This window comes from Terrimonas ferruginea DSM 30193 (assembly GCF_000425585.1).
Taxonomy (GTDB): Bacteria; Bacteroidota; Bacteroidia; order Chitinophagales; family Chitinophagaceae; genus Terrimonas; species Terrimonas ferruginea.
On the sequence record NZ_KE384398.1, the window covers coordinates 152,416 to 165,623 of the forward strand.

At 48.3% G+C, this 13,208-nt stretch carries 15 protein-coding genes; 12 read left to right on the top strand and 3 right to left on the bottom strand.

Annotated features, from left to right (window positions below; translation table 11 throughout):
• Positions 1–106 precede the first annotated feature (106 nt).
• The 10 genes from H608_RS23705 to H608_RS0112830 all read left to right on the top strand — a co-directional run bounded on the left by H608_RS23705 (position 107) and on the right by H608_RS0112830 (position 7,560).
• A complete protein-coding gene (locus H608_RS23705; protein WP_051268276.1) occupies positions 107–859 on the top strand; it encodes an energy transducer TonB in 753 nt (250 codons plus the stop codon).
• A gap of 86 nt (positions 860–945) precedes the next feature.
• Positions 946–1,452 (top strand): GbsR/MarR family transcriptional regulator, encoded by a 507-nt coding sequence (locus H608_RS0112785; RefSeq protein WP_028788015.1) that lies wholly within the window; start codon positions 946–948, stop codon positions 1,450–1,452.
• A 67-nt stretch (positions 1,453–1,519) separates the two neighbouring features.
• Complete coding sequence (locus H608_RS0112790; RefSeq protein ID WP_028788016.1) at positions 1,520–1,888, top strand: hypothetical protein; 369 nt, start codon at positions 1,520–1,522, stop codon at positions 1,886–1,888.
• Between the two features lie 540 nt (positions 1,889–2,428).
• Complete coding sequence (locus tag H608_RS0112800) at positions 2,429–2,866, top strand: hypothetical protein (RefSeq protein WP_028788018.1); 438 nt, start codon at positions 2,429–2,431, stop codon at positions 2,864–2,866.
• Positions 2,863–3,255 carry a hypothetical protein gene (locus tag H608_RS24385; protein ID WP_155990157.1) on the top strand — a complete coding sequence of 131 codons (393 nt, stop codon included), beginning with the start codon at positions 2,863–2,865 and terminating at the stop codon, positions 3,253–3,255. The genes H608_RS0112800 and H608_RS24385 overlap by 4 nt, the downstream gene beginning before the upstream one ends.
• Entirely contained in the window at positions 3,245–4,228 is a 984-nt protein-coding gene (locus H608_RS0112810) for a TIGR01777 family oxidoreductase (RefSeq protein WP_028788020.1), read from the top strand. The genes H608_RS24385 and H608_RS0112810 overlap by 11 nt, the downstream gene beginning before the upstream one ends.
• 19 nt (positions 4,229–4,247) lie before the next feature.
• Positions 4,248–4,616, top strand: coding sequence for a CoA-binding protein (locus tag H608_RS0112815; RefSeq protein ID WP_028788021.1), 369 nt, complete (start codon positions 4,248–4,250; stop codon positions 4,614–4,616).
• 216 nt (positions 4,617–4,832) lie between these two features.
• Entirely contained in the window at positions 4,833–5,315 is a 483-nt protein-coding gene (locus tag H608_RS0112820) for a hypothetical protein (RefSeq protein ID WP_028788022.1), read from the top strand.
• A 74-nt stretch (positions 5,316–5,389) separates the two neighbouring features.
• Positions 5,390–6,997: a zinc-dependent metalloprotease gene (locus tag H608_RS0112825; protein ID WP_028788023.1), complete on the top strand. Its 1,608-nt coding sequence runs from the start codon at positions 5,390–5,392 to the stop codon at positions 6,995–6,997.
• A gap of 89 nt (positions 6,998–7,086) precedes the next feature.
• Positions 7,087–7,560 (top strand): ribonuclease H-like YkuK family protein, encoded by a 474-nt coding sequence (locus H608_RS0112830; RefSeq protein WP_028788024.1) that lies wholly within the window; start codon positions 7,087–7,089, stop codon positions 7,558–7,560.
• A gap of 203 nt (positions 7,561–7,763) precedes the next feature.
• On the opposite strand, the gene H608_RS0112835 is transcribed toward H608_RS0112830, so the two are convergent.
• From H608_RS0112835 to H608_RS0112845, 3 genes are read right to left on the bottom strand one after another with little or no spacing between them, the layout of a single operon-like run.
• Complete coding sequence (locus H608_RS0112835) at positions 7,764–7,964, bottom strand: hypothetical protein (protein WP_028788025.1); 201 nt, start codon at positions 7,962–7,964, stop codon at positions 7,764–7,766.
• Positions 7,965–8,022: 58 nt separating this feature from the next.
• Positions 8,023–8,664, bottom strand: a complete 642-nt coding sequence (yihA, locus tag H608_RS0112840) for a ribosome biogenesis GTP-binding protein YihA/YsxC (RefSeq protein ID WP_028788026.1) — start codon at positions 8,662–8,664, stop codon at positions 8,023–8,025.
• Positions 8,665–8,696: 32 nt separating this feature from the next.
• Entirely contained in the window at positions 8,697–9,728 is a 1,032-nt protein-coding gene (locus tag H608_RS0112845; protein WP_028788027.1) for a GntR family transcriptional regulator, read from the bottom strand.
• Between the two features lie 169 nt (positions 9,729–9,897).
• Here H608_RS0112845 and rhaT point away from each other — a divergent pair, with 169 nt between their 5' ends.
• Together rhaT and H608_RS0112855 are read left to right on the top strand one after the other, a co-directional pair.
• Positions 9,898–10,986: an L-rhamnose/proton symporter RhaT gene (gene rhaT, locus H608_RS0112850; RefSeq protein ID WP_028788028.1), complete on the top strand. Its 1,089-nt coding sequence runs from the start codon at positions 9,898–9,900 to the stop codon at positions 10,984–10,986.
• A 31-nt stretch (positions 10,987–11,017) separates the two neighbouring features.
• On the top strand, positions 11,018–13,141 hold the full coding sequence (locus H608_RS0112855; RefSeq protein WP_028788029.1) for a bifunctional rhamnulose-1-phosphate aldolase/short-chain dehydrogenase: 2,124 nt from the start codon (positions 11,018–11,020) through the stop codon (positions 13,139–13,141).
• The last annotated feature ends 67 nt before the right edge of the window (positions 13,142–13,208 follow it).

A 13,208-nucleotide genomic window follows, 5' to 3' on the forward strand; every position in this document is an offset into this window, starting at 1 on the left:
ATGGTCAATAAACAGCCACTTATCCGTGGTTCGTGTGTTCACGAACCACCAGCGGGTTGATCAGGTGGGAAGAGACTATTTTACCTGAAACCTATAATCATACTGCATGCATCTTCACCTTTCCTTATTGCTATTACTCTTTCTCGCTGCCACAACAGCCAGTGCCCAGAAAGAAAAAGCTCCCCGAATCTTTCATTACGCTTACGATGAAACGGGCGCGCCGTGTAATGCAAAAAAGGCTTCTTACCGGGGATTACTTAAAGAGTTTGACGACACCACCTGGCAATATAGTTATTACAAGAATACCGGTCCGCTGGTTTATGTAGAAACCTATCGCGATAAACAGATGCGGCAACCACATGGCTACGTTGCACTCTTTGATCACAAAGGACGTGTAGATACCACCGGCTGGGTGTATAATCAGCGAATAGAGGGCTGGTGGAATTATTATGATGATTCGCTGGTGGTGATCCGTTCCGAATTGTATGAAAAAGGAAAACTGGTCCGTGAGAAAACAAAAGAAGAATTGACGGCAGAACGAAAAAGAAAAAACGGCCCTGACGAATACGACGCGGTATTCAAAGGCGGAAAAGAGGACTGGGCAAAATACCTGGTTAAAAATTTAAGCGTACCTGCCGGCCTATCAAAAATGAGCCGCTCTGCCGCCGTAAAAATCCTTTTTACCATTGGTACGGATGGTTACACGCATGACTTTCGCGTCCTTAAATCCATCGGACTTGCCGGTGATGAGGAAGCAATCAAGATTATACGACTATCACCACAATGGCATCCGGCGCGAAAAGATGGTAAGCTGGTCAGATCGTTGATGATGCAGCCCGTAACGTTTGCTACGTATTGAAAGGCACACAACCTTTATCTTCTGCGTCGGAAAATTAAACTTTCAAATATTTTTGAAAGTTCGGAACAGGGATTTATCTTTGGGTCATGAAACTCACCGAAGCAAGACAACAATTCATCAGCAACTGGGGCGCATTCGGCACGCATTGGGGCATCAACCGCACCATGGCACAAATCCATGCCCTGCTCATGATTAGTCCCGATGCATTGTCGCAGGATGATATCATGGCCGAATTGAACATCAGCCGTGGTAATGCCAACATGAATATCCGCGAACTGATCAACTGGGGTTTGGTAGAGCGGGTAATCGTAGCCGGAGAGCGAAAAGAATTTTTCTCAGCTGAAAAAGATATCTGGAAAGTGGTGCGCCAGATCGTAAAAGAACGCAAGAAACGCGAACTCGAGCCTATGCTGCAACTGCTCGACAAACTTGAGAATACGGAGGGTGACAAAAAAGACAAACACATGAAGGCATTCCTCGATACCGTGGGCAGTATCAAGAAGCTGAGCAAGCAGGCGGATAAAACATTGGATACAATGATCAAAGCCGAAGAGAGCTGGTTTGTGGGCAATCTTCTGAAATTATTCAAGTAAAAGCCTCCGGGCTTTTTTTAAAAAGATATTCTTTCAATTTTTTCTGAAAATTTAAAATACATCAGTTATGAAAAAGCTCAAGGAAATCGATGTGGGCATCCAGTTGTCACTTATCGTCGCCGCTTTTTTATATGGTTTCATAGTGGCCGACTACCGTTTTATCTTTGGCTATTTCGCAGTCGGAGGATGGCAATTAGTGAGTTGTTTTTTTCATGCTACTACGCGTTATACCTATCTTCCTTCGCCTGCACGCCGTGTTTATCTGCGCACACTGGCCTGGACTTTAGCCATCGGCTTATTATCAATCGCCGGAGGAGTGGCAATTTTCCTGTTTGCACTTTTGTTTGTCAGCCCCTTTTATGCCGTTTGGTATACTATTATTTGTACAGGCGAAACGGAGCAACTGAGAAAGCGTGCATTTATACAACTCCGTTAACGATTTAGATTTTCGCTAACATATATAGTTCTATTTTCTCGGAAGAAACGGGCCACTATCCTTTTACAAGCCACCATCTTGTAACCCGTGAACAGAATTTGCTGCGGTGCGCCCGTTTCTTTTGAAAACCATACCAGCCACCATGCTTAGCTTCAAACGCATTGACAATACTATTCAGTCATTACTGATTATTTCCTGCTTCATTTTCACATTTATCGGCGGTGAACTTTATTTTCTGGCGGGTTATTTTGTTGTCGGAGGATGGCAGCTCTTAAGCTTTTTTATACATTACTGTCGCCGGAGAGAATTTATCGCCTCGGAGAACAGAAGCTTTTACAGACAAACAATAAGTTTTATTATACCGATCGGTCTGGGACTTTCATTATTAGCCTGGCTAATTCCCGCAGTTGCATTTGTGTTATTTCTCTACTGCATAATGTTGTCAGTTACTACACCCTTCGTCGCCGGATGGTACCTTGCCATTTGTATTAAGGAAACGAAAGAATTACTTGCCCTCTCTAAGAACCAACAAGCCACACCATGAGTCACCTTCAAGCACCCAGCCAAAAGAAGAAAGTATTACTATTTAAACAGGTAGACATTACTCTTCAACTGATCCTTATTCCCGCGGCAATTATATACGGCTTTCTTGAGCAACGACCTTTTTATTTCTTACTGGGTTACTTTGTTGTCGGTGGCTGGCAATTAACCAGTTATTTTATACACTTTTTCCTTCGGAAAAAATTTGTTCCCTCCGGTGAAAGACGCTGGTACGGACAGTTTGTTGCCATTCTTCTTACCATAGCTCTTTTGTGTTTATTAGTAACAGTATTGGGTGAAAGGCTGCATGATTTCACGCTGTTGTATTTGGTGATACTGCTGGCCGTTACGCCTTTTTTTGCCGTTAAATACCTCACAATTTCGATCGTGGAAGCAAGGCTGTTAAAACAGTTATCAGAAAAAAATATTCTACTATGAAGCGGTTCAAGATTATAGACTGTATTCTATCGTTGTCGCTTATATTATATATCGTTCTTAAGTTCGTTATCAATCCTTCGGCAGTGACGGTTTGGATAGGCTTATTTTTGGTTGGTGTATGGCATATCATTAGTATGCTGGTTCATTATTTCAATACATCATCGGATGCGTCTTCCGGTCAACCGCCTGTCATGTCGCGCATCCGCAGCTTTTATCATTATACAGCACTTGTTGCGATTATTCCTTTGATATATTTATTAAGCATTTCTTCACCTGTTGAAAGCTTTTTACCCGCCTTTCTGAAAGCTTTATTGCCAATATCGATGTCATTTTTTTACACAGCACTTTGTCTCGTTGAAACCTTCAACTTATTTCGCCGTGAAAACTAACAAGATCATCATCGCCGGAGGCAGCGGCTTTATCGGAGAAGAACTCGGCCGTTATTTCTCTCCACAGCACGACATCGTCATTCTATCCCGGCAATTGCCCGATGCCGATAACAACCGCAACCATCACCACCTTTCCTTACCCGCAAATGCCCCGCCTGTCCGCATCATACATTGGGATGCCCGCACGACCGGACCCTGGGTCAGCGAATTGGAAAACGCTGATCTGCTCATCAATCTCGCAGGCCGCACCGTTAATTGCCGTTATACGGAAACCAATAAAAAAGCGATCCTCGAAAGCCGCCTGCAGGCTGTTGAGGTATTGGGCGAGGCCATTGCTTTGTGTAAAAGCCCACCGGCTTTATGGGTCAATGCTTCTTCTGCTACGATCTATCGACATGCCGAAGACCGGCCACAGGATGAGTTTACCGGCGAGTTTCATCCCGGCTTTTCTGTGGATGTGTGCCAGCAATGGGAAAAGATATTTTATGCACAGCATACACCCCATACCCGCAAGGTGGCACTGCGCATGGCCATAACACTGGGGGCAGGTGGCGTGCTCATTCCTTATTTTAATTTGTTACGCTTTGGTTTGGGCGGTACGCAGGGCAGCGGAAGGCAGCGTTTCAGTTGGGTGCACAGCGAAGACCTCGCCCGCATGATCGAATGGATCGCCGTTCATCCAGCACTTGAAGGCACATTTAATTGCTGTTCGCCTAATCCCGTCACCAACCAGGTATTTATGAAAACACTCAGGGAGGCCACCGGCCACCGTTGGGGTTTACCGGCCCCTGCCTGGCTGCTGCGCGCAGGCGGAGCATTGATCGGCACGGAAGCAGAACTGGTCTTAAAAAGCCGCTGGGTGGTTCCTGCGCGCATCCTGGAGACAGGCTTCACATTTCGCTATGCGGAATTACCTGCTGCGCTCAGCAACATCATCAGCCAGGTGCCGCGGCGGCAATACAGGTTGTTTTAATTCTTCGTAACTTTATAGCATGAGGGAAAAGAAAAAAACACTGGTGTTGGGCGCATCTGATAATCCTAACCGCTACAGCTACCTCGCGCTGCAACGTCTGCAGGCAGCGGGACATCCTGTGGTCGGTATTGGCAGAAAACCCGGCCAGGTGGGTGATGTGGCGATAAGCAAAGACAAAGTAGCCGCATCAGATATCGACACCGTTACCCTCTATCTCAATCCTCAACACCAGCAGGAATACTACGATTATATCCTCTCCCTCCATCCCGAAAGGATCATTTTCAACCCAGGTACGGAAAATGATGAACTCGCGTCAAAAGCCCGTGAACAGGGCATCGAGACACTACATGCTTGCACGCTGGTCATGCTAAGTACTAACCAGTACTAGACCGTAAATCAACACCATAGGCATAGGATTTGTACGAATATGAATAAGGTATTAGCCCTTAATTTTTGATTTTAATAGGGTCTGAACCTTGTGTGTGTTTAGAATATTCGTGAATCTTGTACTCGTATCTCGTACTCGTATCTCCGCCCCCCCTGAAAACTACAGCCCTAATCCAGCTGTTGGTACCGTATTCTTTTAAACCAAAAGTTTAAGTCTATGTCCATCCGAAAAACCGCAGGGGTGACCCTTCTCGTATGCCTATGCGCCCTGGTGTCAAGTGCCCAGGAGCAAAAAACCCAGATCCCGCTCAGAGAGCCGGATTATAACAAGCCGAAACTGTTTGACCAGCTTCCTTCCAAGGTTGCCGTTCAGGTTGAGGATTTGCAGAAATTGCTGCAAGTGCCGACCGACACTAAAACAGCCCGCTTACAGATCCAGGGAGGCAAAACCAACACCCTCAGCGGCGAAATCACATCTTCTGCCAACAAGTACAACGGAAACCTCCGGAGTATTGTATTCCGCTCAAATGAATTCCGCGGTGCCACAGTGACTGTGTCTGCCATTAAGGATGATCGTGGAACGGTAAGTTATACCGGCCGCATCATCAGCATGGAGCATGGTGATCTGCTGGAACTGAAGCAGGAGAAAGGTCAGTACTACTTCGTGAAGCGAGGTTTCTACGACCTGGTGAATGAATAGCGCCCGTTTTTAAATCCATATCCCTACGATCCAAGTATTCCAAGTATCCTTTCGAATCCCGAAATCCAAACTGTATGAAAAAGTTTTTACGCTTTTGTGTATTAGCTTGTTGCTGTACCTACACTTTTATTGCCGCCGCACAGGTGCCTGTTCTTAACAGCTATCCTTCCGCGCGCGCCGTTATCCTGCTCGACTTCGACGGTCACAACGTTGAAGGCACAAGCTGGAATTATAATGGTCCCATCAACTGTGCCGCCGCCACACTGGATGCCGCACAGATCACGGAGATCGTTAACCGCGTGGCCGAAGACTACCGGCCTTTCAACATTAACATCACCACTGATCCCGCGCGCTACACCGCCGCTCCCCAGTTGCAACGTATGCGTGTGATCATCACTCCCACACACCAGTGGTACGGCACATCGGCCGGGGGAGTAGGTTTTGTTGGTTCCTTTAGCTGGGGTGATGACAGCCCGGCCTTCGTGTTCTCTGCGTTGCTCAACAACAGCGTAAAGAATATAGCCGAAGCCATTTCCCACGAAGCAGGCCACACATTGGGACTGTATCACCAGTCGCAGTACGATGGCAATTGCAACAAGGTTACCGACTACAACGCCGGTGTGGGTGATGGAGAGATCGGCTGGGCACCTATCATGGGTGTAGGCTACTACCGCAACTTCACCCTCTGGCATAACGGTGCCAACTCACACGGCTGCACCAACTATCAGAGTGACCTGGCCATCATCACTTCTTCTGCGAATGGCTTTGGCTATCGCGTAGATGATCATGGCGGAACATTTGCCGCGGCAACCGTGACTAATTTTAACGCAGGTCAATTCAAGATCAATGGCGTAATAGAACGTACCGGCGATCAGGACTATATCCGCTTTACCCTGCCTGTTGGCGGTAATTTCAAACTGGATGCAGTTCCTTATAATGTGGGCAGCGGCAACGCAGGCTCCGACCTGGATCTGCAGGTTACCCTGTATGGCGGCAGCCAGCAGGTACTGGATGTTTACAACCCCGGCGCTTTGCTCAATTCACTGGTGGATACCACGCTCAACGCCGGCACTTATTATCTTAAAGTTGAAGGCAGAGGTAATCAATATGCACCGGCCTATGCGAGCCTTGGTTCTTATGCCCTCGAGGCACGCATTGCAACAGCGGGCAATCCGTTACCACTCCGCACACTCGAACTGAGCGGTACGCTACGCGGCGACCGTCATCAGCTCAACTGGATCATCGATGCCGACGAAGCCGTTACCAACCTCGTACTCGAAGCTTCTTCAGACGGACGCAGCTTCCAGACATTGGCCAATCTCGCCACCGGCGACCGCAGCTATGGATACCGTCCTCCGGTAGCCGGCACCGTGCTCTACCGCCTGAATGTGACGTTTGACAACGGACGCCAGTATTATTCTAATGTAATCAGCATCCGCCAGGACGGATCCGAAGCAGCACCCAAACTGGTGAGCAATACCTGGACCGGCGACGCTCTGAAAGTAAACAGCCCCGGCCGCTACGACTATCAACTGCTCGACTACAGCGGACGCCTGGTAGCCCGCGGACAGTTGACCAATGGCCTCAACACCCTGAACATTCACACCGCCACAAGCGGTCTGTATATAATCCGATTCACTGACGGAACTAACCAGTGGACCGACAAACTGCTTAAACCCTGAGCCCTTCTTCGTTCTGTTAACAGAACGATAATCCGTTCCCTTTTGTTAATGAAGAGGTTTTCCTGTAACTTAGGAAAACCTCTTTTTATATGCGCTGGAGAAAATTCAATGGCGATCTGATCGAGCTTCCCATTATCCACGCGGTAGAAAACGCCATCAAACGCGAAACAGCAGCCGGCTACCGGCTCAAGGTTTGTATCGGCACCGATTCACAGGTAAAGGGAAAGGAAACAGAATTTGCCACCGTTATCGTCTTTCTGCGGGAGGGCCACGGCGGGTTTATGTTCATTCACAACGACAAGACCCGTCAGCAGTTCACCATCAAGGAGCGTATGCTCACCGAAGTAGCCAAGAGTATCGAAATTGCTTATGAACTTTGCGCGTTGTTTACCACGTATGATGTGGACATGGAAGTGCATGCCGACATCAACACCAATCCGCAGTTCAAGAGTAATGATGCTTTGCGTGAAGCCACCGGTTATATACTGGGTATGGGCTTTGCCTTCAAGGCCAAACCGGAAGCCTTTGCCAGCAGTTGCTGTGCAGACAGGATTGTGAACTGATCATTCCCCGGAGATTTGTTTTTTTGACGGGGGCCACCCCGCCAGCGGCTTTGTCACCCCTGAATAATGTGTAAATGTGTCGCCATGGCGAATGTGTAAATGTGAAAATGAAACAGCCCATGTTCTCTACTATCACATTTACACACGACCGCGGAACGCGGGCCACATTTCCACATTCGAATAAATAGCCTTACTAATAATTGTTAATTAACCGCCTGCTCAGCGCTCGCAGGCTTCGCAGTTTGGTCAGCGAGAGAGGCGGGCGCCTTCTTTTCAATTGCTGTGCTCAAACCCGCATTCATGATACCCATCTTCTTCGTCTCAGATTGGGCAATGGAGAATACAACCAGTACCATTACAAATAATATCGCCGCGATGTTTCTTTCGGATAAAATTTTTCTCATAACTGGCTTAATAGGGTGCAAGATAGGGGATTAATTTTAAATATATTATACGGTTTTTTCACCCTCCCGTTTTCAAAAAACCCTTATTCAATCCCTCGATAAATTCCATCATTTCTTTCCGGCCCGTTTTGTCCACCGCAGATGTTACAAAATACGGAGGAAGCTCCTCCCAGGTTTCACGAAGACTGTTCAGAAAAGCTTCCACATTGCGGCGGGTAGCCCCCGGTTTGTTTTTGTCGGCTTTGGTAAAAACTACCGAAAACGGTACTTCCCATTCTCCCAGGCTATTAACAAATTCTATATCAATCTTTTGCGGATCATGACGGCTATCAATCAGCACAAACAGGTTCACCAGGTTTTCCCGCTTACGGATATAGGATTCGATCATGTTCTCCCAGTTATTGCGGGTAGATTTGGACTGAACCGCATACCCGTATCCGGGCAAATCCACCAGGTACCAGTGGTCCCGCGCCGCGGAACGGCCCGTACGCGTGGATTCAATTTTAAAATGATTGATCAGTTGCGTTTTGCCGGGAGAAGCCGAAGTTTTAGCCAGGCCCTTTTTGTTGCAGAGCATGTTGATCAGCGACGACTTGCCCACGTTACTGCGACCGATAAAAGCATACTCCGCCTTGTCCGCAGGAGGACATTGCTTATACGTTGCACTGCTGATCACATAATTAGCTGCTACAATTTCCATGGCTGCAAGATAACAAACGTTGCGCAAGCGGATCAGAGTGATGCGCGCATCGTCAGGTAAAAAGGAATTTCGATATGCTGTGTTGAGTTCTGAAGGATCAGTTCGGCGGTCTTTTCTCCCATCATCTGGAAGTCGGTGGAAATCGTTGTGATGCCGTTCAGGATGATCTTTTTCAAAGGCGTTTCGTTGTAAGAGATCACGCCCACATTCTTTCCGACTTTCAGACGGGTGGCCATGATCTTTTCGATCAGGAATACCAGGTCATCTTCCATCAGGTTGATATACGCTTCTCCGTCCTTGATCGGTTCCTGCGTGATCTTGTGTACCACCCGGCTGTTGAACGCATATTGCGTGCAGAATCGTGAGAACCCTTTCACGATCTCATCCGGATGATAGGTATAGGCCGGCACAATGATTTTCAGGGTATGATATTTTTCCAGTTGCGGCAGTGCCTGCTCCAATGCACCATAAATATCTTTTTCAAAATTCTCATACACCGCGCCGTACTCCCCCGCCACGCCGGGCACCAGTTTGTCCAGCAGGATCAGTTTTTCTTTGGGTAATGCATTGATCACCTCGTGCGCATTCTCTCCGCCTTCCATGAAATGCGGAATGATCACGTAGTGCGTATAGTCGCTGCCGGCATTCTGGATCAGGCGTTTGAAAAAATCAAAATCATTGTTATAGATATAAAAATCAACCGATGCCCTGTCGCCCAATGCCGCTACCAATGCATCGTAGATGATTTTTTTATGCGGACTGAGTTTGTTGAAGAGCAGGAAGATCTTCAGCTCCTGGCGCACATCCACACTTTTCACATAGTATCCTTTACCGGGAACGGATCCGAGCACGCCGAGATTTTTGAGGTACTTGTACCCTTTTTCCGCCGTGTCCCGTGATATTTCAAATTCAAAACTCAGTTCGTTGATGGAAGGCAACGTTTCCTCCAACTGTATCTGTCCCTGCCCGATCGCTTTGATAATACAATGCGCAAGCTGGAGATATTTGGGAGTAGCCGAATAGTAATCGAAATGGAGATAGCGGAAAACGTTGTTTTTTTTCATCAGCAAGCCTTAAGGGAAAATTTCATAAGTCGACAAAGGTACAAATAAGCCGGGAGTTTTGTTTTTCAACGCTTTCCTGCCCGACAGTGCATGACGGACCGGATGGAGGGTGGTTTTACTTTTATGACCATTCTTTTTATTGCTTCAGCCATTTTGAAATTGCTTAATCATGGGTACCATCTTCGGCGTTATTTTCCACTTTCTGGGCGGCTTTGCTTCCGGAAGCTTTTATATCCCTTATAAAAAGGTAAAAGGCTGGGCCTGGGAGAGTTACTGGATTGTCGGCGGCCTGTTTTCCTGGCTGATCGTACCGCCGCTTGCCGCCTGGCTCACCATCCCCCATTTCTCCGAAATCATTGCCGCCACACCCGCCAGCACACTTGGTTATACTTATCTCTTCGGACTGCTGTGGGGCATAGGCGGATTGACCTACGGCCTCGGTGTACGTTACCTTGGCGTTTCACTAGGCAGCAGTATCATCCTGGGTTTGTGCATGGTGTTCGGTTCCCTGATTCCCGCCCTTTATTATGATTTTTTTCCGCAGGAAGGCAAAGACAGCCTGGGTATCATGACCAGCAACAGCTGGGGGCTGACCGTGCTTGCCGGTCTCGCCATCTGCGTACTCGGTATCGTCATCTGCGGACGTGCGGGCATGCTCAAAGAAAAGCAACTCAATGCCACCGCTACGGATCCGCATGGGGTAACGGTTAAAACAGAATTCAAATTCGCCCTGGGGCTGACAGTGGCCATCGTTTCGGGTATTCTCAGTGCCTGCTTCAACTTCGGCCTCGAAAGCGGCAAGTCAATGGCCAATGTTGCCAACGACTTGTGGAAAACGGCTAATCCGGGTGAAGGAGAATTTCTCTTTCAAAATAACGTGACGTATGTAGTAGTGCTCTGGGGTGGATTGACCACTAACCTGGTGTGGTGTATGATCCTCAACGCACGTAATAAAACATTCGGCGATTATACCAATAAAAAAACACCACTGCTCGCCAACTATGCGTTTGCCGCACTCGCCGGTATTACCTGGTTCCTTCAATTCTTTTTCTATGGAATGGGGGAAAGCAAAATGGGCAACGGTGCGAGTTCCTGGATCCTGCACATGGCCTTCATCATTCTCGTTGCCAATGTATGGGGACTGATATTGAAAGAGTGGAAAGGAGTAAACAAAAAAACATCTGTTACGCTCATCATTGGCATCATCGTCATTATCCTTTCGGTACTGCTGGTAGGATATGGCAATTCATTACGATAAAATAAAAAAGAAGCTAAAAATATCTTGATCTATGAGCACAACTAAGACCTTATCGTTCAAACATGTCAGCTATTTATGGGACGATGCGAAAGCGGCAGAACTGGCCGGTGATGAAGTAGCCTTGCTGGTATACCGTTCCAATTTGCTGGGCGCCGACCTTCGGCTCACCAACTATGGCGGAGGCAATACGTCCTGCAAAGCCATGGCAAAAGATCCGCTGACGGGCGAAGAAACGGAGGTTATGTGGGTAAAAGGAAGCGGTGGTGATCTGGCTTCCATGAAACGCAGCGGCCTCGCCGCCTTGTATGTTGACCGACTGCGTGCATTGAAAAATATTTATCGCGGTATCGAGCACGAAGATGAAATGGTGGCCTTATTCAACCACTGCATTTATGATCTCGATTCAAAAGCTCCTTCTATCGATACGCCGCTGCATGGATTTTTACCGTTCAAACATATCGATCACCTGCATCCGGATGCGGCCATTGCTATCGCCGCCGCGAAAGATGGCAAACGCATCACACAGGATTTATTCAACGGCACTATCGGTTGGGTAGAATGGCAACGTCCGGGTTTTGATCTCGGTCTGCAACTCAAACAATGCCTCGATGAAAATCCCGACATCCGTGGCATCATGCTGGGTTCACATGGTTTGTTTACCTGGGGAGACACGGCTTACGAAAGCTATATCAACACCCTCGAGGTGATCGAACGTTGTGCAGCTTACCTCGAAGAACATACGGGTAATAAAGGGCCGGTATTCGGAGGAGAAAAGCTCGCCGCATTGCCCGAAGCGGCACGCCGTGAACAAGCCGCGGCACTGGCACCTGTCCTTCGCGGATTCTGCAGCAGCAAACAACAGATGATCGGTCATTTCACCGATGACGAGCGTGTACTGCAATTCATCAACTCCAACGATCTCGACAGGCTGGCACCGCTGGGCACCAGTTGCCCCGACCACTTTCTGCGCACCAAGATCAGCCCGCTGGTATTGAAGCTCGCACCAAACGAGGACCTGAGCAATGTAGCAGCATTGAAAGAAAAACTGGCACCGGAGTTTGAAGCCTACCGGCAGATGTACACCGAGTATTATGAAAGCTGCAAACGTTCCAACAGTCCTGCCATCCGCGATACCAATCCTGTGGTGATTCTTTATCCCGGAGTCGGCATGTTCACTTTTGCCAAAGACAAACAAACCGCGCGCGTCGCGGCGGAATTCTATACCAATGCCATCAATGTAATGCGTGGCGCGGAAGCGGTGTCTGAATACACTTCACTGCCCCGCCAGGAAGCGTTCGATATTGAATACTGGTTATTGGAAGAAGCGAAACTGCAGCGCATGCCGAAGCCGCGCCCGCTCAGCGGCCGCATTGCACTCGTAACCGGCAGCGCCGGCGGCATCGGCAAGGCTATCGCGAAAAAATTTGCCGACGAAGGCGCTTGTGTAATCGTTAACGACAACGACGCGGGCCGTTTGGAAAAAGCAAAAGAAGAATTTCAAAAACAATACGGTAAAGATGTATTTGCCACTGCGCAACTCGACGTTACCCAATCCGACGATATCACCAACGCTTACAAAGTAGCTGCGCTCGCCTTTGGCGGTGCCGACATTGTGGTAAACTGTGCAGGGCTGTCTATTTCCAAACCCATCGAAGAACATACGTCTGCCGACTGGGATCTGTTGTATGATGTGTTGGTAAAAGGCCAATTCATGGTAACACAGGCCGGTGTGGACATCATGCGCAAACAGGGACTCGGCGGTGACGTGCTGAACATTGTAAGCAAGAACGCCCTCGTAAGCGGCCCCAATAACGCAGGTTATGGTTCTGCCAAGGCAGCCCAATTACACCTCAGCCGCCTCAATGCCGCCGAACTCGGAAAAGATCATATCCGCGTAAACGTAGTGAATCCCGATGCAGTAATTGGTGATTCAAAAATATGGGAAGGCGCCTGGGCCGAAGGAAGAGCCAAAGCATACGGCGTGAAGGTGGAAGAACTGCCAGCCTTCTATGCCAAGCGTACCCTGCTCAATGAGATTATCACAGCAGAAGATATTGCCAATGCCTGCTTTGCCTTTACCGGCGGACTGCTGAACAAGTCCACGGGTAATGTGCTGAATGTAGACGGCGGCGTAGCAATGGCTTTTGTGCGCTGACGCAAAGCCTCGTACCTTTTTACACAAGCAAGCAACAGGGGCCGATGATTGTCTAGTCTGTCGGCCC